This window comes from Luteimonas sp. Soil_C_5 (assembly GCF_057656615.1).
The window spans coordinates 522,711-543,358 of record NZ_JBDGKA010000001.1 but is presented as its reverse complement, the minus strand read 5'-3'; the positions used below and the strand labels follow the sequence as shown (position 1 = coordinate 543,358).

Annotated in this window: 17 protein-coding genes; 5 read left to right on the top strand and 12 right to left on the bottom strand. The window is 68.4% G+C overall.

Translation table 11 applies throughout. From position 1 onward, the window contains the following. Positions 1-2: 2 nt before the first annotated feature. Positions 3-1,367 carry a sensor histidine kinase gene (locus AC3A5K_RS02705; protein WP_487615967.1) on the bottom strand — a complete coding sequence of 455 codons (1,365 nt, stop codon included), beginning with the start codon at positions 1,365-1,367 and terminating at the stop codon, positions 3-5. Positions 1,368-1,508: 141 nt separating this feature from the next. On the opposite strand from AC3A5K_RS02705, the gene AC3A5K_RS02700 reads away from it, so the two are divergent. Next, a complete protein-coding gene (locus AC3A5K_RS02700) occupies positions 1,509-4,262 on the top strand; it encodes an EAL domain-containing protein (RefSeq protein ID WP_487615966.1) in 2,754 nt (917 codons plus the stop codon). Between the two features lie 822 nt (positions 4,263-5,084). Here the strand turns inward: AC3A5K_RS02700 and AC3A5K_RS02695 are convergent. The 6 genes from AC3A5K_RS02695 to AC3A5K_RS02670 form a co-directional block, all read right to left on the bottom strand. Then, positions 5,085-5,270 carry a hypothetical protein gene (locus tag AC3A5K_RS02695; RefSeq protein ID WP_487615965.1) on the bottom strand — a complete coding sequence of 62 codons (186 nt, stop codon included), beginning with the start codon at positions 5,268-5,270 and terminating at the stop codon, positions 5,085-5,087. 78 nt (positions 5,271-5,348) lie between these two features. Beyond that, complete coding sequence (locus tag AC3A5K_RS02690; protein WP_487615964.1) at positions 5,349-6,542, bottom strand: methyl-accepting chemotaxis protein; 1,194 nt, start codon at positions 6,540-6,542, stop codon at positions 5,349-5,351. A gap of 99 nt (positions 6,543-6,641) precedes the next feature. Then, the gene (gene hflD / locus AC3A5K_RS02685; RefSeq protein WP_487615963.1) at positions 6,642-7,253 is read right to left on the bottom strand and encodes a high frequency lysogenization protein HflD; all 612 of its coding nucleotides are present in this window, start codon (positions 7,251-7,253) and stop codon (positions 6,642-6,644) included. Further along, a complete protein-coding gene (gene mnmA / locus AC3A5K_RS02680; RefSeq protein WP_487615962.1) occupies positions 7,250-8,413 on the bottom strand; it encodes a tRNA 2-thiouridine(34) synthase MnmA in 1,164 nt (387 codons plus the stop codon). The genes hflD and mnmA overlap by 4 nt, the downstream gene beginning before the upstream one ends. Then, entirely contained in the window at positions 8,410-8,889 is a 480-nt protein-coding gene (locus tag AC3A5K_RS02675; RefSeq protein ID WP_487615961.1) for an NUDIX hydrolase, read from the bottom strand. The genes mnmA and AC3A5K_RS02675 overlap by 4 nt, the downstream gene beginning before the upstream one ends. Next, the gene (locus tag AC3A5K_RS02670) at positions 8,886-9,425 is read right to left on the bottom strand and encodes a hypothetical protein (RefSeq protein WP_487615960.1); all 540 of its coding nucleotides are present in this window, start codon (positions 9,423-9,425) and stop codon (positions 8,886-8,888) included. The genes AC3A5K_RS02675 and AC3A5K_RS02670 overlap by 4 nt, the downstream gene beginning before the upstream one ends. A gap of 95 nt (positions 9,426-9,520) precedes the next feature. Between AC3A5K_RS02670 and clpS the strand changes: the two genes are divergently transcribed. Continuing rightward, positions 9,521-9,841 (top strand): ATP-dependent Clp protease adapter ClpS, encoded by a 321-nt coding sequence (gene clpS, locus AC3A5K_RS02665; RefSeq protein WP_487615959.1) that lies wholly within the window; start codon positions 9,521-9,523, stop codon positions 9,839-9,841. A 79-nt stretch (positions 9,842-9,920) separates the two neighbouring features. Continuing rightward, a complete protein-coding gene (clpA, locus tag AC3A5K_RS02660) occupies positions 9,921-12,200 on the top strand; it encodes an ATP-dependent Clp protease ATP-binding subunit ClpA (protein ID WP_487615958.1) in 2,280 nt (759 codons plus the stop codon). Positions 12,201-12,380: 180 nt separating this feature from the next. On the opposite strand, the gene infA is transcribed toward clpA, so the two are convergent. From infA to trxB, 5 genes are all read right to left on the bottom strand, one after another. After that, positions 12,381-12,599 carry a translation initiation factor IF-1 gene (gene infA / locus AC3A5K_RS02655; protein WP_055248081.1) on the bottom strand — a complete coding sequence of 73 codons (219 nt, stop codon included), beginning with the start codon at positions 12,597-12,599 and terminating at the stop codon, positions 12,381-12,383. 122 nt (positions 12,600-12,721) lie between these two features. Continuing rightward, a complete protein-coding gene (gene aat / locus AC3A5K_RS02650; protein WP_487615957.1) occupies positions 12,722-13,465 on the bottom strand; it encodes a leucyl/phenylalanyl-tRNA--protein transferase in 744 nt (247 codons plus the stop codon). Beyond that, the gene (locus tag AC3A5K_RS02645; RefSeq protein ID WP_487615956.1) at positions 13,462-14,589 is read right to left on the bottom strand and encodes a GNAT family N-acetyltransferase; all 1,128 of its coding nucleotides are present in this window, start codon (positions 14,587-14,589) and stop codon (positions 13,462-13,464) included. Before AC3A5K_RS02645 ends, aat begins: the two co-directional genes overlap by 4 nt. Beyond that, positions 14,586-15,896, bottom strand: coding sequence for a DUF2254 domain-containing protein (locus AC3A5K_RS02640; protein ID WP_487615955.1), 1,311 nt, complete (start codon positions 15,894-15,896; stop codon positions 14,586-14,588). The genes AC3A5K_RS02645 and AC3A5K_RS02640 overlap by 4 nt, the downstream gene beginning before the upstream one ends. Positions 15,897-15,913: 17 nt before the next feature. After that, positions 15,914-16,879, bottom strand: coding sequence for a thioredoxin-disulfide reductase (gene trxB / locus AC3A5K_RS02635; protein WP_487615954.1), 966 nt, complete (start codon positions 16,877-16,879; stop codon positions 15,914-15,916). 154 nt (positions 16,880-17,033) lie between these two features. Here trxB and AC3A5K_RS02630 point away from each other — a divergent pair, with 154 nt between their 5' ends. Together AC3A5K_RS02630 and AC3A5K_RS02625 are read left to right on the top strand one after the other, a co-directional pair. Continuing rightward, entirely contained in the window at positions 17,034-18,101 is a 1,068-nt protein-coding gene (locus AC3A5K_RS02630; RefSeq protein ID WP_487615953.1) for an alanine dehydrogenase, read from the top strand. 46 nt (positions 18,102-18,147) lie between these two features. After that, entirely contained in the window at positions 18,148-20,526 is a 2,379-nt protein-coding gene (locus AC3A5K_RS02625; protein WP_487615952.1) for a DNA translocase FtsK, read from the top strand. Positions 20,527-20,648 lie beyond the last annotated feature (122 nt).

The following is a 20,648-nucleotide window of genomic DNA, read 5'->3' as shown; positions in this document are numbered from 1 at the left end:
TTCTAGCGGCCGCTTGCGCCGGCAGGCGGCCCGGCGGCCGATGTGGCGTACGGCAGCCAGGCTTCGATGCGGGTGCCGGCGCCCGGCGAGGAGGCCACATCGACCCGGCCACCGGTGCCGTGGGCGCGCTCGCGCATGATCACCAGGCCCAGGCCACGCGCCGCGGCCGGCGAAAATCCGCGGCCGTCGTCGTGCACGCGCAGGCGCAGGCCGTCGCCTTCGTCGCGCAGCCGAAGTTCGACCCGCGCCGCGCCGGCATGGCGCATCGCATTGGTCAGCGCTTCCTGGGCGATGCGGAAACAGGCCTGCTCGACTTCGGGATCCGGCCGTCGCGGCAGCGCGTCGATGTCCAGTTCGGCGGCGATGCCGGCATTGCGCAGCATGCGTTCGGCATGCCAGCGCAGCGCGGCCTCCAGGCCCAGCGCATCGAGCTGCGGCGGGCGCAGCAGGATGGAGATGTCGCGCAGGCGCTCCAGGGTCGCATCGGCCAGCACCAGAATGTCTTCGAGATCGTCGCGGCGACGCTGCACGTCGGCCTCGTCGAGCGCCGACATCGCCGACATCTTCATCGCGGTGACCGACTGGCCGATGTCGTCGTGCAGTTCGCGGGAGATCGCCCGGCGCTCGTCCTCCTGCAGGGTGAATACGCGCGCCGCCAGCGCCTGCAGTTCGCGGTTGCCGGCTGCCAGATCGTCGCGCATGCGCTCGGCATCGGTCATGTCGCGCACCACGAGCAGGGTGCAGGGACGGGCCTCGTGCTCGGTCTGCGCCGCGGTCAGCGCCGCGCGGAACATCGAGCCGTCCTGGCGACGCATGTGCAGCGCCGCCGGCGGGGCTTCGGCGTCGGCCACCGGCGTCCGCAGCCAGGTGTCGAAGCCCGCGCGGTCGTCATCGTCGACCAGGCCGCCTGCAGGCTGACCGTCCAGGGCGCCTGCGGCGTGGCCGAACATCGCCTCGCCGGCGGGGTTGGCGTAGGCCACGCGGTCCTCGACCAGCAGCAGCACGCCGTCGGGCAACAGGCGCATCAGCTCGCGCAGTTCTTGCCCACGGGTGCCGGCCGGGGCGTCGGCACCCGCCGGCCCGGCGGACACGGCTTGGGGCGGTGGCGATGCCTCGGGACGCGCAGGGCGCAAGCGGGTCCACACCGCGACGACCGCAGTCGTCGCCAGCAGTGCTGCAACGAGCAAAAACCACGTCGCGACGGTCGACGCCCCATCGGCGCGGCCGACCAGCAGCGCGGCCACGGCGATCCAGACCAGTCCGAGTACGAGGTGGAGCAGGGGGAGCTGCCACCGGAATCCGGCCAGCCGGCCCGGCGGGATGCGATGTCGACGCGTGGCGTCGATGGTGTGCTGTCCGGACGCCATTCCAGGCGGACCCTCCCCATGCGCGTCGCCGCAGTCTACCTGCGGACTCAATTTCATGTCGGCGCCGCCGTTAACGGTCGGGACCCCGTACCGGATGTTCCGGACGATACGGCCCGCGCACCACGGAGCGAACGCAGCACGATGGATTCCGGCCTCCTTTCCAGCCTTCTCGAGCATCCGGTGTCGGATGGCGTGCTGCTGCTCGATCGGGGCGGGCGCTGCCTGCTGGCCAATCCGGCTGCGCGCCGCCGCGGCCTGGACCGGCTGGTGGAACGGCACGCCGCGTCGCTCGCGGGCCTCTACGGCCGCCTGCTGGGCGGCGAGCGCGAGATCGCCTGCGAGCTGCCCGACACCGGCACGCCGCTGCGCGGCCTGCTGCGCACGGTGGAAATCGAAGGAGAAGGCGCGGTTGCATTCTCGCTGAGCATCCGCCTGTCCGAGGATCTCGACGACTGGCTGGAGGCGGCCGAATCCGGTGGCCACGCGCTGTGGGTCTGGGACCTGCGCCACGACCAGATGCGCGGCTCTGGCGCGTGGATCGAATGGGTGGGCGTGCCCGGACTGGAGGCGCCGCTGCCGTTCCAGACCATCGAACAGCGCATCCATCCCGAAGACCGCGCCGCGATGCGCGAAGCCCTGGCCTGCTACCTCGAAGGCACGTCGCCGCAGTACCTGTGCGAGTACCGCTGCGCCTGCGCCGATGGCGGCTGGCGCTGGGTGCGCGACAGCGGCCGGGTCACGGCGCGCGACGGCCAGGGCCGTCCGTCCAAGGTGGCCGGCACACTGACCTGCATCGACAGCCAGAAACGGCTCGAACAGACCCTGCGCGAACAGCGCGGTCTGGTCGAGGACACCCAGCGCCTGGCCGGCATGGCCAGCTGGCGCTGGGACCACGCCACCGGCGAGGTCCGCTGCGCGTCCACGCTGCGCACGCTGCTCGGCCTGGCCGATGGCGCGGACCTGCGCGCGTGGCTGCGGCGGTGTCGCCCCGACCACGTGCACACGCTCCGCCGGGCCTGGCGCGAACTGCGCCACCGGATGGAACCGGCGCACTTCGAACTTGTGGTCGACGGTGTCGATGGCCCCGTCCATCTGCAGGTCTGGGCCTCGCCGCAATGCGACGCGAGCGGCCGGCCGGTGTGCGTGCTGGCGCAGATCCAGGACGTGACCCGCCAGCGCCGCGCGGATGCCGAAGCCCGGCGCCGCGGCGTGCTGCTGCGACGCGTGGCCGAACTCGGCCGTATCGGGGGCTGCGAGATCGACGCCGACACCCGCACCCTGCACTGGACCGGCGAATGCGCGGGCCTGCACGGGCGCGAGGGCGACTCGCTGCCGCTCGAGGATCTGCTGCGCCACTACACCACCGAATCGCGCGAGGCCCTCGAGGCCGCAATGACCCGGGTCGCCGATGGCGCCTCGGCCGAGACCCTCGAACTCTGCTTCTACCGTCCCGATGGCGAGCAGGTCTGGACCCAGGCCGTGGTCGACTTCGCCCGCGACCCCGGCACACCACCGCGCTATCTGGTGCTGTTCCGCGACATCTCGGGCGAACGCGCCGCCAGCGAACGGATTGAGCGCCTGGCGCATTACGACGCGCTGACCGGCCTGCCGAACCGCAGTCGCCTGCGCCAGGACATCGAGGCCGCCCTCGCATCGGGCAGCGCGCTGTACCAGGCGCTGCTGCTGCTCGACGTCTCCGGATTCGGCGGCATCAACGAGGCCCATGGCCATGCGGCCGGCGATCTCGTGCTCAAGAGCATCGCGGCCCGCCTGCACATGCTGGTCGATGCCGGCGACCTGTTCGGCCGTATCGGCGGCGACGAGTTCGCGGTGCTGCTGCAGCAGGGCGGCGGACGCCAGGATGTGGCCACGACCGCGCAGCGGATCGTCACCGGCCTGTCGGATCCGGTGCCGGCCGCGGGCGAGATGCTGCGCTTCGGCGTCAGTGCCGGTATCGCCGTGCGCCCCCCGGGCGTCGGCTTCGACGAACTGCTGCGCGCAGCGGGCGTGGCCCTGCACGGCGCGCGGCAGGGCGGGCGCAACCACATCGAGTTCTACAGTCCCGATGCCTGGCGCAGGGCGCGGCGACGTCTCGACGTCGAACACGCCCTGCGCGGCGCCCTGGAACACGAAGAGTTCTCGCTGGCCTACCAGCCGCTGGTCGACCTGTCGCGCGATCGCGTCTCCGGCGTGGAAGCGCTGCTGCGCTGGCACCATTCCGATCTCGGTCCCTGCGGCCCGGACGAATTCATCGAGATCGCCGAAGCCACCGGCGACATCGTCGCGATCGGCGAATGGGTGCTGCGCGAGGCTTGCCGGCAGGCAGCGGCCTGGCATGCGGCAGGCCTGGAATTCGGCCGGATATCGGTCAACGTATCGGCGGTACAGCTGCGCGACCCGGGCTTTGCCCAGCGCGTGCTCGCCGCCTGCACCGATGCCGGCTGGCCGGTGTCGCGGCTGGAGCTCGAACTCACCGAGTCGGCCCTGCTGCTCGATACCGAACCCTTGTGGGCGTGCTTCGCCGCTCTGCAGACGGCAGGCGTGGCCCTGGCGGTCGACGACTTCGGCACCGGCTTTTCCAGCCTCAGCTACCTGAGCCGCTTCCCGGTGAGCCGCCTCAAGATCGACCGCAGCTTCATCGCCGATCTCGCCGGCGCCGACGGCGCAGGACGCGCGGTGGCGGTGACGCGCGCGATCATCCAGCTCGGCAAGGCCCTGCGCATGCAGGTGCTGGCCGAGGGCGTGGAATCCGCCGCCGACGAGCAACTGCTGCGCGAATACGGCTGCGACGAAGTGCAGGGCTATCTGTATTCGCGGCCGCTGCCCCCGCGCGACATGGTGCGCTGGCTGCAGGCGCGTCAGCAGGCCAGTCAGCCGCAGGTGGCGCTGGCTTGATCTGGCCTGATCTGGCGAGATCGCGGGTCGGATAGGGCGCTTGTTTCCGTCGCGCGTGGTTTACGCCTGATCCGATCGCGGTCTGTCACAGTCCAGCACCCGCCCGCAGCGCAACGCGCTTCGAACGGGCGCGATGCCGAACACGCGCGACATCGAAGGTGTCCTGCGCGTCCAACAGATCGCACGAGGCGTGCGTGCACGCGCGTCAGCCGCAAGCCGCTCGATCGACGGATTTCGCAGGGTTGCACGGGATGCGAATTGATGCAGGCGAAGGTTCGCGCGTGTGCTTGGGCACGTTGGCAACGCCGGCACTCACGCCGGTTGCCATGAGGCGGCACCTCTCTGTCACGCACGCGCTTCGCCGGAGAAGGGCCCTGTCGAGTTCGATCCGATCGAACGCATTGGCGGCACCGATTCGCACGACTGGCAACAGGTGCGACCGATCAGTCATGGTTGAAGGGACGGGAGCTGCGTCCAGGCGCGTCGCGCAGGACGCTTCGGGGAATCCAAGGCGAGACCAACGTCGGGCGACAGACGGCGTTTCGCGGATTGTGGCGCGGTGCTGGACCTTACAGACCGCGGGCATCTGTGCAGCGTGTCGGGCGTCAAGCGTCAGGGGTCAGGCGTCAGACTTCGCGATGATGCCGTGCGAACGTTGGCACGCCGATTGCCTGATGGTTCCAGAAGCTCCGCGAATCCATTTGCCCGGCGACAGGCGTGTCGCGTAGCCCGGTCGGAACTCGAGCCTGCGGATGCTGCAGACACCATCTGATCGATGAAGGCAGGGCGCGAATACGTCCGCGCAGACCGCGTCACAAGCGCTCAGAACCCCGCAGCGAGATCCCAGGCGATCACCGACGCGACAGGATCCAGCGGTGTCGCGTGGCCCGGCGCATCGGGGTCGGCGGATGCGGCAAGCAGTACAGCGAGTTCCTGACAGCCTGCCTGTTCGATGCGATCGAGCAGATCGCCGCCGATGCGGCGGACCGTGGGCGGTTCCGGCGTCACGAACGCGCACGCCCCGGACGGGGCCGGGGCATGCGCGGGGTGATCGCTGGTGGAGACCCGATCCAAGACGTGGCTGCGTCAGAAGAGTTCGACGGTGCCGGCACCCATGGATTCCTGGGTCACCGGCTTGTGCGGCGGACGCTCCCAGGCGCTGCGCAGGTCACGCAGGCGCTGGCCGATGCGCTGCAGTGCACGCATCAGTTCCTCGTCGAACACGCCGCCGTTGCGACGCAGCAGGTCCTGCAGATCGATCGCCTCGCGGTTGATCGCGTTGAGACGCTCGAGGTGCGAATGCACGCCGCCCAGTGCCTGGGTCGCGATGTCCTCGAACTGCAGCGCACGCACCGCCTCGGTGACGCTGGCATCGATCGCGCGACCGCAGTCCGAGATCTCGCGCATGCCGTCGCCGAGCGAGCGGTTGATCGTCGCCACCTGCTCCAGCATGCCGGCGGCTTCGGCGCGCGCTTCACGCGAACGGTCGAGGTCGCGCGAGGCCATGCCCGATACCGTATCGCGCACCTTGGCGATCGATTCCTTGGAGGAATGCGCCAGCTTGCGGATCTGCTCGTTGAACGCGGTCGAGCGTTCCGACAGGTTGCGCACCTCGTCGGCGACCACCGCGAAACCTCGGCCGGCTTCACCCGCGCGGGCGGCCTCGATCGCGGCATTGAGTGCCAGCAGGTTGGTCTGGTCGGCGATCGACTTCACGTCTTCGAGCAGGGCGAAGATGCCGTCGAGGTGGCCGGCCATCTCGTCGATGTGCGCCACCGTGGTCACGCTCTGGCCGCTGACCTGTTCCAGCGCCTCGACCAGCTGTTCCATGCGGCTGCTGGCGTGCTGTGCGAAGCGTGCGACGTCGGCGCCGCCCATGCCGTCCTGGTCGCCCGTGCGATCGAGCAGCCGGCTCATGGCCTGCGACTGCTGGCGCGACTTGCGGTTCATCGCGTCGAAGCTGCTGCCAAGGCCGCTGACCGCCTGACGGATCAGTTCGCGGGCACGTTCGACCTCGATGCGCGAGCCTTCGATCTCGGAGCCGACGAACTGGCGCAGCTCGGTCAGCAGTTCGTCCTGTTCCTTCATCGCACGGGTGTGCTCGGGCGTCGGACGGGTATCGCGCCGGACCAGCAGGAACGCGGTCACGATCCAGCTCGCGGTCAGGGTGATCAGGATCGCCCAGATCACCGGCGCGGCCCAGCCGAGGGCGAATGCCAGCGGCAGCAGCAGGGTCAGCGCCAGCGGCGCGGCGAGGCGGATCAGAATGCGTGCGTACATGGGCGCTCTCAGGGGGTTACTCACGTCCCCGGTATCGGCACCCTGCCGCGCGGCTTTAGCGCGGCGCGCGCGTCCGTGTGTCGAACGCGCGCCGACGGCTCACGGCAGCATCCGGTTGATCGACTCGAGCATGCGGCCACGGCCCAGCAGCAACTCCCACTGGGTGCCGCCCAGCTGGCGCCACAGCACCGCGGAGCGGACGGCGGCCAGCAGCAGGGCGCGGATCTCGGCAACCACGTTGGCCTGGCCCAGGTAATGCGGCGCGCCCTGGACCATCACCCGCGGACGCAGCTGGCTGATCGTTTCGGCGTACAGCGCGCCCAGCGCACCCAACACCTCGGGATGGCTGGCGCCGTCGGCCTCGGCGCGGGGCGCGATGCGCTCCAGGCCCTCGGTGACCGCATCGACCACGTCGGGTTCGGTCGAGAACCGGCGTTCCAGCCGGATCACCGACATCGCCAGCTTGGCCACGCCGTCGTCGGACTGCTGGCGGGTGAGGATGTCGCGCAGCAGGCGGAGGCCCGGGTGGAGACGCGGCACGCCGCCATAGACATCGGCGACGGAATCGGCATCGAAGCGGAACACGCTGGCGATCACCGCTTCGGCGGGATCGCTGCGGGACTGTCCGGATTCGGCGGTGGTGCGGACCTGCTGCAGGGCCTGGGCCAGCGCGGCCAGCGCGAGGACCCGATCATCGAGGGAATGGCTCATGCGGACAGTTTAACCGCTGCCCGCGGATCGGGGCCCGCGCCGGCGCTGCCCGAACGCGAGGATCCGCCGGTCGGCGGCGCATCGGTGGCCTCGATGACCGCGCCGCCGAGGCAGACGTCGCCGTCGTACAGCACCAGCGACTGGCCCGGCGTCACCGCGCGTTGCGGTCGCACGAACCGCACAGCCAGCGTGCCGTCGTCGCGCACGTCCACCGTGCAGGCTTCCGCCGGCTGGCGATAACGCGTCTGTGCGAGAGCCTCGAACCGCGCCGCGGGCGGCGCGCCGGCGATCCAGTGCGCCTGGCCCGTCCACGTGGTGTGCGACAGCAGCCATGGGCTGTCCCGCAGCTGATCGACCACCAGCACGTTCTCGTCCACGCGCTTGTCGACCACGTACCAGGGCGCCGCTTCGAAACCGCGCACGCCGCCCAGTTGCAGGCCTTCGCGCTGGCCGAGGGTGAAATAGAAGACGCCGGGATGCCGCCCGACCACACGCTCGTCCGGGGTGCGGATCTCGCCCTCGCGGGCGGGCAGATACTGGGCGAGGAAGCTGCGGAAGTCGCGCTCCCCGATGAAGCAGATGCCGGTCGAGTCCTTCTTCTCCGCGGTCTGCAGGCCCGCCTGGCGCGCCATCGCGCGCACATCGGACTTGGGCAGTTCGCCCAGCGGGAACAGGGTGGCCGCCAGCTGATGCTGGCCCAGCTGGTGCAGGAAGTAGCTCTGGTCCTTGCTGCCGTCGCGTGCCCGCAGCAGCCGCCAGCGGTCGCCGACCCGGTCGACACGGGCGTAGTGGCCGGTGGCGATGCGCGCCGCGCCCAGGGCCTGCGCCGCGTCGAGGAAATGCTTGAACTTGATTTCGCGGTTGCACAGCACGTCCGGATTGGGCGTGCGGCCGGCGGCGTACTCCTCGATGAAATGCGCGAACACGCCATCCCAGTACTCGCGTGAGAAATCACGGAACTGGATCGGGATGCCCAGCCGGCCGGCCACGGCGACCGCGTCACGGCGGTCGTCTTCGGCACGGCAGTCGCCGCTGCCGTCGTCGGCCCAGTTCTGCATGAAGAGTCCGGCCAGCGACACGCCGGAATCGCGCAACAGCAGAGCGGCGACGGAAGAGTCGACTCCGCCCGACAGCCCGACGACGACGTCTGGCGTGCTCATGCCATCTGCTGCAGCAGCGCCAGCGGAAAGCGCTGGCCGGCGAGACAGTCCGCGACCACCTTCCACACCAGCGGACTGCGGTGGCGCTCAGCGGCGTCGCGCAACTCGGCGGGCGTCAGCCAGATCGCGCGCTCGATCCCGTCGTCCAGCGTCCGCGCCGGGTCGTGCGAGACCGGACGGGCCACGAAGGCGAACCGCAGGAAGTGGCGTCCGTCCGGCTCCGAAGGCCGGGGCGGGGCGGTCCACTGGTAGGCCCCGACGAAGCCGGTGAGTTCGACGGTCCAGCCGGTCTCCTCCAGCGTTTCGCGTACGGCCGCCTCCACCAGGGATTCGTCCGGCTCCAGATGGCCGGCCGGCTGGTTCAGCACGAGGCGTCCTTCGACGCGTTCCTCGACGCAGAGCACGCGGCCATCGCCGATCACCACCGTGGCCACGGTGACGTCGGGCTGCCAGAACCGGCCATCGCGCACGGTCACAGCGCGTCCTCTCCGGTCAGGCGCTGCTCCATGTCGTCGGCCAGCTGCGCCGCGGCTTCCAGCGCCTGTTCGAGGCGCGCGCCGTCGGCGTCGTCGTGCAGCTTGATGACGTAGAACAGCACGTCGCCGGCAATCTCCCACGCACCCAGGATGTTGCTCTGGCTGTCGCGCAGGATCATGTCGCTGCGCTCGGCGTCGAAGCCGCCCTCGGGCACACGCGCCGCCGGCGAGAAGACCTCGCGTACCGCGCTGTCGCCGAAGACGTGCGCCCGGCCGGCCACGAAGGCGATCTGCGAGCGCTGTTCCTCCTGCCAGGCGAACACGACGCGGAAATCACCGTCCTCGTCGCGTTCGTACCCCACGCCCTGGGCATCCAGACGCGCGGCGACGGTCGCGTCCGAAGCGGCCACAGGTTCGACCGCCTCCGAGACCGTGCCGGATGGCGGCATGACGAGGGCCGGCGGCGCGGCAGTCGACAGGCCGGAGACGGCCAGCAACGCGAGCGCCAGCGGCAGGCGGCTGAGTGGGGACTGCATGGCGGATGACCGGACACGGAACATCGCCGCATTCTACGGGCACCCCTGCATGCGTCCATCCACGGCGCGGGCGGGTGGCGCCTTATAATCGGTCCATGAGCCGCAAGCACGAACACGACCACGAACACGGCATTGCCGTCGCCCCCAGCCGCCCCGAAGTCGCGCCGCCGCCGTTGTACTCGGTGCTGCTGCTCAACGACGACTACACGCCGATGGATTTCGTGGTGGAAATCCTCACCCGGTTCTTCGCGCTGGACATCGAGCGCGCCACCCAGGTCATGCTGCACGTCCACACCCGCGGACGCGGTGTCTGTGGGGTCTACAGCCGCGAGGTGGCCGAGTCGAAAGTGGCCCAGGTGAACGAATACGCGCGACTCAATCTTCACCCCTTGCTCTGCACGATGGAAAAGGCCTAAACAGGTCCGGGGCTGGGGATGGAAAAGCCGCATCCGGCCCCCCATCAAGGGTTGCAGTGAAGCCGGAGGCAAAAGCCCCATGTTCAGCAAAGATCTCGAGTTCACCATCGGCCAGTGCTACAAGCGCGCCCGCGAGGCCCGCGACGAGTACATGACCGTTGAACACCTGCTGCTGGCCCTGCTCGAAAATCCGTCCGCGGAATCGGTGCTCAAGGCGTCCGGCACGGATTTCCTGCGACTGCGCGCAGATCTGGAACAGGCCATCCTGACCTCGGTGACCAAGCTCGCCGACGAAGACACGCGCGACACCCAGCCCACGCTGGGCTTCCAGCGCGTGCTGCAGCGTGCCGTCTACCACGTGCAGTCCTCGGGCAAGAAGGAAGTCAGCGGCGCCAACGTGTTGGTGGCGATCTTCGGCGAGAAGGACTCGCACGCGGTCTACCACCTCAACCAGCAGGACGTGACCCGTCTCGACGTCGTCAACTATCTGTCGCATGGCATTGCGAAGACCGGTGGCGAAGAGAGCGAGGGCAGCCCCGAGGACGCCACGCCCGCCCGTGAGGGCGAGGGCGAAGCCAAGGGCGATGCGCTGGCGGAATACGCCGCCGATCTCAACGCCGCCGCGCGCGAAGGCCGGATCGATCCACTGGTCGGCCGCGCCGAGGAAGTGGAGCGCACGATCCAGGTGCTCTGCCGCCGCCGCAAGAACAATCCGCTGTACGTGGGCGAGGCCGGCGTCGGCAAGACCGCGATCGCCGAAGGTCTGGCCAAGCGCATCGTCGACGGCGAGGTGCCCGAGGTCCTCAGCGAGGCGACGATCTATTCGCTCGATCTCGGCGCGCTGGTGGCGGGCACCAAGTACCGCGGTGACTTCGAGAAGCGCCTGAAGGCGGTACTGAGCGCGATCAAGAAGCACCCGGGCGCGATTCTCTTCATCGACGAGATCCACACCATCATCGGCGCCGGCTCGGCGTCGGGCGGCACGATGGACGCGTCCAACCTGATCAAGCCGGCGCTGTCGTCGGGCGAGCTGCGCTGCATCGGCTCGACCACGTTCCAGGAGTACCGCGGCATCTTCGAGAAGGACCGTGCGCTGGCGCGTCGCTTCCAGAAGATCGACATCGTCGAGCCGACGGTCAGCGAGACCTATCAGATCCTGCAGGGCCTCAAGCCACGCTACGAGGCGCATCACGACGTGACCTACGCCGACGATGCGTTGCAGGCGGCGGTGGATCTGTCGGTGAAGCACATCGCCGACCGTCTGCTCCCCGACAAGGCCATCGACGTCATCGACGAAGCCGGCGCGCGTCAGCGTCTGCTGCCCGAAGGCCTGCGCAAGGCGCTGATCGACGTCGAGGAAGTCGAGACCATCGTCGCCAAGATGGCGCGCATTCCGGCCAAGCAGGTCAGCGCGACCGACAAGGACGTGCTGGAGCATCTGGAACGCAATCTCAAGATGGTGATCTTCGGGCAGGACCCGGCGATCGAAATGCTGACGTCGGCGATCAAGCTGGCGCGTTCGGGCCTCGGCAGCCCGGACAAGCCGATCGGCAATTTCCTGTTCTCTGGTCCCACCGGTGTCGGCAAGACCGAGGTCACGCGCCAGCTGGCACTGCAGCTCGGCATCGAACTCGTGCGCTTCGACATGTCCGAGTACATGGAGTCGCATTCGGTCAGCCGCCTGATCGGCGCGCCCCCGGGCTACGTCGGTTTCGACCAGGGCGGTCTGCTGACCGAGAAGATCGTCAAGACGCCGCACTGCGTGCTGCTGCTCGACGAGGTGGAAAAGGCGCACCCGGACATCTTCAACATCCTGTTGCAGGTAATGGACCGCGGCGTGCTAACCGATACCAACGGCCGCGAGGCGAACTTCCGCAACGTGATCCTGGTGATGACGACCAACGCCGGCGCCACTCAGGCCGCGCGTCGTTCGATCGGCTTCATGCGTCAGGACCACAGCAGCGATGCGATGGAAGTGATCCGCAAGAGCTTCACGCCGGAGTTCCGCAACCGCCTCGATGCGGTGGTGCAGTTCCAGTCGCTGGGTTTCGAGCACATCCTGCGCGTGGTCGACAAGTTCATGATCGAACTGGAGTCGCAGCTGCACGACAAGAACGTCTCGCTGTCGGCCACGCCGGCCGCGCGCGACTGGCTGGCCCAGCACGGCTTCGATCCGCAGATGGGTGCGCGTCCGATGTCGCGCGTCATCCAGGACAAGGTCAAGCGTCGCCTGGCCGACGAGCTGCTGTTCGGCAAGCTGGCCGGCGGTGGCCGCGTGCTGGTGGACGTCAAGGACGGCGAGCTGACCGTGGAGACCTTTGCCGAGCCGGAGAAACTGTTGCCGGCCACGGTGGAGTAATCGGGCCGTCGGATCTGCAGAAGGCGCCTTCGGGCGCCTTTCTATTGTCGGCATTCGGGTAGCGGCGTCTGGGAGCGGCGATGCCCGCGGCCCGCGCCCATCTGCCGCGCCAACGCAAAAAGGCAGCCTGCGCTGCCTTTTGTGCCTACTGCGCGTCCAGGACGCGGATCGCGTACGCGATCACTTCATGCGGTAGGTGATGCGGCCCTTGGTCAGATCGTAGGGCGTCATTTCCACCTTGACCCGGTCACCGGTCAGAATGCGGATGTAGTTCTTGCGCATACGTCCGGAGATGTGCGCAATGATTTCGTGGCCGTTCTCGAGCTTCACCCGGAACATGGTGTTCGGGAGGGTCTCGGAGACCGCGCCTTCGAACTCGATGACGTCGTCTTTCGCCATTCGTCTGGAATATCCGTCGTTAGGGATGCGGCGCGCGGCTCAAATGATTTTGAGCTCGCGCCAACAAAGCGGGGTATTGTCGCACGCGGCTGCGGGCGATGCAAAAACCCGCCTGCTGGAATTCAGACCGGCTCGCCGAGCCTGGCGGCAGGCGTTTCGCCGAATGCATCCGCCCATGGGCCTACAAGTGGCGCGGGCGCGTCGGCCAAAGCGTCGACCGCTGCAATAAACCGGTCCCGCGGCCAGCTGGCGGCGCCCAGCGAGTCGAGATGCGGATTGCCCACCTGGGCATCGATCAGCGGCATGTCCCAGCGTCGCATCTGCCGGGCGAGCGCGAACAGGGCGGCCTTGGACGCGCCGGTGCGGGCGCTGAACATGCTCTCGCCGAAGAACATCCGGCCGATCGACACGCCATAGATGCCGCCGACCAGGTCTTCGCCGTCGAACACTTCCACGCTGTGGGCGAAACCTGCCGCGTGCAGCGCCGTGTAGGCGTCGCGCATGGCGTCGGTGATCCAGGTGCCGTCCTGGCCGGGACGCGGCGCCCGCGCACAGGCACCGACCACCTCGGCAAATGCGGTGTCGGCGCGCAGCATCCAGCCGCTGCTGCGCAGGGCACGCGCGAACCGGCGGTTGGGACGCAGCGTCGCGGTTTCAAACACCGTGCGCGGATCCGGCGACCACCACAGGATCGGCTGGCCTTCGGAGAACCACGGAAACACGCCTTGGCGATAGGCGTTGCGCAGCCGCGGCACTGACAGATCGCCACCGAATGCGAGCAGACCATCGGGACGGCGCAGCGCGCTGTCGACTGGCGGAAACGGCGCGTCCGGCTCCACGCCGAGGCGCGGCAGATGCAGGCTCACGGCGTGGGCTGCCGGAATGGACTGCTGGCCGCGAGCGTCGCGGCGTACCCGCGGATCGACTGCGCTTCCTGGTCGCACCAGTCGCCCAGCGCTTGGCGGAATGCGGGATCGGCAATCCAGTGCCGGCTGTGCACCAGCGTCGGCAGGAAACCGCGCGCGAGCTTGTGTTCGCCCTGCGCGCCGGGTTCGAAATGGCGCAGGCCCTCGCGCAGGCAGTAATCGATGCCCTGGTAGTAGCAGGTCTCGAAATGCAGGCCGGGCAGGGTGGCGATCGCGCCCCAGTAGCGCCCGTACAACGTGTCGCCGCTGCGGAGGCACAGCGCGCCAGCGGCCGGCACGTCGCCGAGATCGGCTAGCACCAGGACCAGCTGGCGCGGCATCGTCGCGGCGAGATGCCTCAGGAAATCGAGCGTCAGCGCGGGCGAGTTGCCGTACTCGGCGAAGGTCTGCAGGTAGAAGCGGTACATCGTCGCGAGATCGTCGTCGCTGGCCTCGTCGCCGTGCAGCACGCGGAAGGTCACCCCGGCGCGCGCGACCTTGGCGCGTTCCTGACGGATGTTCTTGCGGTGCTTGTGGTCCATCGCGCCGAGGTAATCGTCGAACGTCGACCAGTCGCCGGGATTGCGCCAGTGGTACTGCACGTCGATGCGGGGCAGCCAGGCGGCGTCGAAGGCATCCGCTTCGGCTGCGGTATGGAAATTGACGTGGGCGGACGACCAGCCCGCATCGCCAGTTGCGCGTTCGATGGCGACGCACAGCGCGGTCCGCGCATCGGCGTCGCGTGCCAGCAGACGTGGGCCGGTCACCGGCGAGTAGGGCGAGGCGACCAGCAGCTTCGGGAAATAGTCATGGCCGTACTGCGCATAGGCACGCGCCCAGGCGTGGTCGAACACGAACTCGCCATGCGAGTTGGTCTTGCGGTAGGCCGGCGCGGCGGCAATCAGCGTATCGCCGTCCCACAGCGTCAGATGCTGCGGCGTCCAGCCCCATTCGGCGCGCAGGCAGCCGTGCTGCTCCAACCCCGAGAGAAACGCATGGCTGACGAATGGATTGCCGTCGTGCAGGGCATCCCATTCCGCCGCCGCCACATCCGACAGCTGCGACAACACGCGCAGCACGGTCATCCGCTGCGTCCGTCGACGCTGTCGCCGGCTTCGATGACGGTGCGCCGCAACAGCTCGCGATCAGGCTCGAACGTCAGTGCGGTCATCGCGCGCGCCATCGCCAGGCCGGCATGACGACTCGCGGCCGCAGCGAATGCGGGATCGCCGGACGCGGCGATCGCCGCCAGTCCCTTCTGCATGCGGATGCCGATTTCCACCAGACCGGCGCCGTCGCGTGCCAGCGAGGGATAGAGATCGCTGAAGACGTCGTCGATGTCGATCGCGGGCACGAACACGCGCGCATGGCGGATTTCGGTTGCAGCTGCCGGTACGCCCAGCCGCGCCCATTCGCACATCAGCCGGGTCACGGTGCCGATGATGTCGATCGCGGTGCCGGCATCGTTGATGCTGGCCGACAGTGCGCGGCTGCCGATCTCGGTCAGAACGACGAAGCCGTAGCGCGGGTCCTGCTCGAAGCTGCGTTCGTCGCTGATGGTGAACGCGCTACGCACGCGTTCGACAACCGCATTGGTTGCGGGCAGACCGCGCGCCGCGACCAGCGCACGACCGGGCGCAGCGAACACGCCTGGCAGCGACATCACGTGGATCTCGCCGTCATGTTCGGCCGCGATCACCGCCAGCAGCGCGACATCGATGTGCTCGACGTAGCCGATGTCCTGGGCCTCGAACGGCGTTGCATCTGCCGGCACACCGGGCGAGGGCGCCGCGCCGAGATAGGGATCGGCCGTGTACTGGCGGATCGCGCGCCGGGTCACGTCCTCGACCAGATTGATCGTCGCGCCGAGCCGGCCGAAGCTCGACAGCTGTTCGATCCAGCGCAGCAGGGTCAGGGTGATCAGCACGATCACCAGCACGGTGGAGGCGAACAGCACGACGCGACCGCTGTCGCCGTAGATGCCGGTGCTCAGCGCGATCAGGCCGACGACCGCGAACAGGAACGCACCGATGAAGGTCGCCAGCGCGCCCTGGGCGCCGCTGTCGGCGATCAGCAACCGCGTCGCGCGCGGCGTGGCGCTGGTCGATGCCGAGCTGTAGGCCGAGACCATCGTCGACAGCGAGAACGTCGTCACCGCCAGCATCGACGCGGCGAGGATGCCGAGGAGGTTGCCGACCGAATCCGCGCCGATGCGCCCGGCCAGCGATTCCGGAATCCAGGTCTTGACCAGGGCGCCGACCAGCGCGGTGACGATCGCCAGCCCGCAGTAGATCGTCGCGCGCACCCACATGCGCCGGGATTCCCGGCGCAGGATCAATCGCAGTTGCGCCAGGGTCATGCGCAGCGTCCCGCGCGCGGGGCCGGAACGCATGCGCCTGGCATCGGGACTCAGCCCTGCTGGTCGAGGAAGCGTTCGGCGTCGAGCGCGGCCATGCAGCCGAAGCCGGCCGAAGTGATCGCCTGACGGTAATGCTGGTCGGTCACGTCGCCGGCGGCAAACACGCCGGCCACGTTGGTCGAGGTCGCATTGCCGTCGATGCCCGAGCGGATCTCGAGGTAGCCGTTGTTCATCGCCAATTGGCCTTCGAACAGCGTCGTGTTCGGCGTGTGGCCGATCGCGACGAAGAAGCCGTGCACGGCGATCTCGCGGGTGCTGTCGTCCTGTACGGACTTCAGGCGCAGACCGGTCACGCCGGCCTCGTTGCCCAGCACTTCGTCGACGGTGTGGTGCCACATCGGCACGATCTTGCCGGCCTGGATCTTCGCGTTGAGCTTGTCCTGCATGATCTTCTCGGCGCGCAGCGTGTCGCGGCGATGGACCAGATAGACGGTCTTGGCGATGTTCGACAGGTACAGCGCTTCCTCGACGGCGGTGTTGCCGCCGCCGACCACGGCCACGTCCTGGTCCTTGTAGAAGAAGCCGTCACAGGTGGCGCAGGCGGAGACGCCGCGACCCTTGAACGCGTCCTCCGACGGCAGGCCGAGGTACTTCGCGGTCGCGCCGGTCGCGATGATGATCGCGTCGGCGGTGTACTCGCCGCTGTCGCCCTTGAGGCGGAACGGACGCTGTGACAGGTCGGCAGTGTGGATGTGGTCGAAGATGGTCTCGGTGTCGAAGCGCTCGGCATGCGCCTGCATGCGCGCCATCAGGTCCGGACCCATCAACCCGTGCGCGTCGCCCGGCCAGTTGTCGACCTCGGTGGTCGTCATCAGCTGGCCGCCCATCTGCATGCCGGTGATGACCACCGGTTTCAGGTTGGCGCGCGCGGCGTAGACGGCGGCGGTCCAGCCGGCGGGACCGGAACCGAGGATCAGAAGACGGATGTGGCGGGGGCTGGCGGAAGAAACGCTCATGTATACTCGCGGACTACGGCACTGCGGCCTGACGTGACCCATAGCTTGGCGGTGCGCCCCCCGCAAAACAAGGTTCGGCCACGTCAGCCGACCGGAACAATCCATCCGCGACACGCCGCCGAAAGCGGCGTTTTTTTGTGCAGGAGTCGGCGACATGCGTATCGGTATCCCGAGTGAGACCAAGACCCTCGAAGGCCGCGTGGCCCTGGTGCCCGAGGCGGCAGGCGATCTGGTCAACCGCGGTCACGAGGTGTGGGTGCAGCAGGGCGCTGGCCTGAAGTCCGGCTTCAGCGACGAGGCCTACACCCGTCTGGGCGTGCACATCGCGCCGGATGCGGCCGCGCTGTACGAGAAGGGCGAACTGATCGTCAAGGTCAAGGAGCCGATCGAGGGCGACCTCGCGCTGCTGCGTAAAGACCATCTGCTGTTCTGCTATCTGCACCTGGCGCCGCTGCCGGAGCTGACCAAGCGTCTGCTCGACATCGGCCTGACGGGCGTCGCGTTCGAGACCGTCGAGCTCGACAACGGCGAGCTGCCGCTGCTGGCGCCGATGTCGGTGATCGCCGGCAAGATCGCCGTACAGATCGGCACGCATTACCTGCATCAGCCGCTGGGCGGCAAGGGCAAGTTGCTCGGCGGCCTGCCGTCGACCGAGCGCGGCAAGGTCGTGGTGTTCGGCGCCGGCGTGGCCGGTGGCGCATCGGCAGCGCTGGCCGCGGCCGGCGGCGCCAACGTCGTGGTGTTCGAGAAGCGCCAGGACCGCATGGAACAGATGATGCGTCTGGGCAACAACGTCACCGCGCTGTATCCCTACGACGACGTCGTCGCCCGTGAGGTCGCCTCGGCGGATCTGGTGATCGGCGCCGTGCTGGTCACCGGCGCAGTCGCACCGCACGTGGTCACCCGCGAGATGATCAAGTCGATGGAGGACGGCAGCGTGCTCGTCGACATCTCGATCGACCAGGGCGGCTGCTTCGAGACCTCGCGCGGCACGACCTGGAAAGAGCCGGTCTACGTGGAAGAGGGCGTCACCCATTTCTGCGTGACCAACATGCCCGGCGCCGTGCCGCAGACCTCGTCGCAAGCGATCTGCGCGGCGATTTTGCCGTGGGTCAACAAGCTGGCCTCGGGCCAGTGGCGCGACAACCCGGCCCTGGTCCGCGGCATCAACGTCGAAGGCGGCAAGCTCGTGCATCCTGCGCTGCAGGGCATGAAACTTTGACGTAAGATCAACCACCTGGGCCCCTTTCTTCAGGTAATTACATACGGTGGCACGTCCGCTTTCCGATCGCGCCAAGCGCTCGCGCAGTCCCGGCAAGGACGCCGGTACGCCGGCGTCGGCCGCTGCGCCCAATCCGCGTCGGCAACGGCTGGTGCGCGATATCGCACTGATCGTCATCGCGCCGTTCCTGCTGTATCTGCTGGCCTGCCTGTTCACGTATTCGCATACGGATCCGGGCTGGACCAATGCCGGCAGCGTGACCACGCCGCTCAACAACGTGGGCGGTCCGGTCGGCGCGTGGATCGCGGACGTGCTGCTGCACCTGTGCGGCTACGTGGCCTATGTGTTGCCCCTGATCCTCGGCGCGATCGCCTGGATCGCGCTGTTCGGCATCGAGCGTGATCCCGAGCGCCAGGCCGATTTCGGCCCGGCGCTGCGACTGGTCGGCATCGTCGGATTCCTGGTGTCGTCCACCGGCCTGCTGTATCTGCGCCTGCCTGCGGTGGAGAACCTGTCCGCGGGCGGCGGCGGCATCCTGGGCCGTCTGATCGGCAATGCGCTGTACGGCGGCTTCGGCCCGGTCGGCGGCAACCTGTTCCTGCTCGCGCTGTTCCTGGTGTCGGTGACGCTGGCGACGGGCCTGTCGTGGTTCGCGCTGATGGACCGGATCGGCGGCTGGGTCATGCGCCTGCCGGTGCTGTTCCGCCGCGGCAGCAAGCAGGCGACCGACTGGAAGGAAGCCCGCGAACATCGCGAAGAGCGCACCGAGGCACGCAAGGTCGACACCGAACTGCGGGCCAAGCGCGCACCGGTGAAGATCGAAGTGCCGCCGACCCCGCCGGTGGTCGAGAAAAGCGAACGCGCCAAGCGCGAGCAGCAGATCCCGATGTTCCATGGCGTCAACGCCAACGGCTCGGACCTGCCGCCGCTGTCGCTGCTCGACGATCCCAAGCCGCAGCCCAAGGGCTACGACGAGGAGACGCTGGAAACCCTGTCGCGGCAGATCGAGTTCAAGCTCAAGGACTTCCGCATCGATGTGGAGGTCAAGGAAGCGCAGCCGGGTCCGGTGATCACGCGCTTCGAGATGGAGCCCGCGCCGGGCGTCAAGGTCAGCCAGATCAGTTCGCTGGACAAGGACATCGCCCGCGGTCTGTCGGTCAAATCGGTCCGCGTGGTCGACGTGATTCCGGGCAAGTCGGTGATCGGCTTGGAAATCCCGAACGTGCGCCGGGAGATGATCTATCTCTCCGAGCTGCTGCGCTCCAAGGAATATGACAAGTCGCCGAGCCCGCTGACGCTGGCGCTGGGCAAGGGCATCAGCGGTCAGTCGGTGGTCGCCGATCTGGCGCGCATGCCGCATCTGCTGGTCGCCGGTACCACCGGCTCGGGCAAGTCGGTCGCGGTCAACTCGATGGTGCTGAGCCTGCTGTTCAAGGCCAGCCCGAAAGAACTGCGCATGCTGATGATCGACCCGAAGATGCTGGAGCTCAGCGTCTACGAGGGCATTCCGCATCTGCTGGCGCCGGTGGTCACCGACATGAAGGAGGCCGCGAACGGCCTGCGCTGGTGCGTGGCGGAGATGGAGCGCCGCTACAAGTTGATGAGCGCGGTCGGCGTGCGCAACCTGGCCGGCTTCAACAAGAAGGTCAAGGACGCGCAGGACGCCGGACAGCCCATGTCCGATCCGCTGTTCCGGCCGAATCCGGAATCGAGCGACGTCGCCGAACTGCTCGAGCCGCTGCCCTACATCGTCATCTTCATCGACGAATTCGCCGACATGATGATGATCGTCGGCAAGAAGGTCGAAGAACTCATCGCGCGTCTGGCGCAGAAGGCGCGTGCGGCCGGCATCCACCTGATCCTCGCCACGCAGCGCCCGTCGGTGGACGTGATCACCGGCCTGATCAAGGCCAACATCCCGACCCGCATCGCGTTCCAGGTCAGCTCCAAGATCGATTCGCGCACCATCCTCGACCAGTCCGGCGCGGAAACGCTGCTCGGCAACGGCGACATGCTGTACCTGCCGCCCGGCACGGCAATGCCCGAGCGCGTGCACGGCGCGTTCGTCTCCGACGAGGAAGTGCACCGCGTCGTCGAACACCTCAAGCAGAGCGGCCGGGCCGACTACATCACCGGCGTGCTCGACGAAGTGCAGACCATGGGCGACGGCACCGTCGTCGGCGCGACCGGTCTGCCGGAAGCGAGCAGCAGCGGCGGCGACGAGAGCGATCCGCTGTACGACGAAGCGGTCAAGATCGTCACCGAAACCCGCCGCGCCTCGATTTCCGGCGTGCAGCGCCGGTTGAAGATCGGCTACAACCGCGCCGCGCGCCTGGTCGAAGCGATGGAAGCGGCCGGCGTGGTGACGCCGCCCGAGCACAACGGCGACCGCAGCGTGCTCGCGCCGCCACCGCCGCCGCGCTGATACAGGCGCCTCGGAAGCAGCACTGCATGAATCGACGGCCCAGGCCGGGCCGGTCGATCCACGGCAGCATCGCCGCATTCAGGCAATGATTCGCACACTCCTGTCATTCCCCACCGAACCCG

Bases quoted from the DNA above. Each gene is read 5' to 3' on its own strand.
- AC3A5K_RS02705 (WP_487615967.1), bottom strand. From the start codon at position 1,367: ATGGCGTCCGGACAGCACACCATCGACGCCACGCGTCGACATCGCATC.
- AC3A5K_RS02700 (WP_487615966.1), top strand. From the start codon at position 1,509: ATGGATTCCGGCCTCCTTTCCAGCCTTCTCGAGCATCCGGTGTCGGAT.
- AC3A5K_RS02690 (WP_487615964.1), bottom strand. From the start codon at position 6,542: ATGTACGCACGCATTCTGATCCGCCTCGCCGCGCCGCTGGCGCTGACC.
- hflD (WP_487615963.1), bottom strand. From the start codon at position 7,253: ATGAGCCATTCCCTCGATGATCGGGTCCTCGCGCTGGCCGCGCTGGCC.
- mnmA (WP_487615962.1), bottom strand. From the start codon at position 8,413: ATGAGCACGCCAGACGTCGTCGTCGGGCTGTCGGGCGGAGTCGACTCT.
- AC3A5K_RS02670 (WP_487615960.1), bottom strand. From the start codon at position 9,425: ATGCAGTCCCCACTCAGCCGCCTGCCGCTGGCGCTCGCGTTGCTGGCC.
- clpS (WP_487615959.1), top strand. From the start codon at position 9,521: ATGAGCCGCAAGCACGAACACGACCACGAACACGGCATTGCCGTCGCC.
- clpA (WP_487615958.1), top strand. From the start codon at position 9,921: ATGTTCAGCAAAGATCTCGAGTTCACCATCGGCCAGTGCTACAAGCGC.
- infA (WP_055248081.1), bottom strand. From the start codon at position 12,599: ATGGCGAAAGACGACGTCATCGAGTTCGAAGGCGCGGTCTCCGAGACC.
- AC3A5K_RS02645 (WP_487615956.1), bottom strand. From the start codon at position 14,589: ATGACCGTGCTGCGCGTGTTGTCGCAGCTGTCGGATGTGGCGGCGGCG.
- AC3A5K_RS02640 (WP_487615955.1), bottom strand. From the start codon at position 15,896: ATGCGTTCCGGCCCCGCGCGCGGGACGCTGCGCATGACCCTGGCGCAA.
- trxB (WP_487615954.1), bottom strand. From the start codon at position 16,879: ATGAGCGTTTCTTCCGCCAGCCCCCGCCACATCCGTCTTCTGATCCTC.
- AC3A5K_RS02630 (WP_487615953.1), top strand. From the start codon at position 17,034: ATGCGTATCGGTATCCCGAGTGAGACCAAGACCCTCGAAGGCCGCGTG.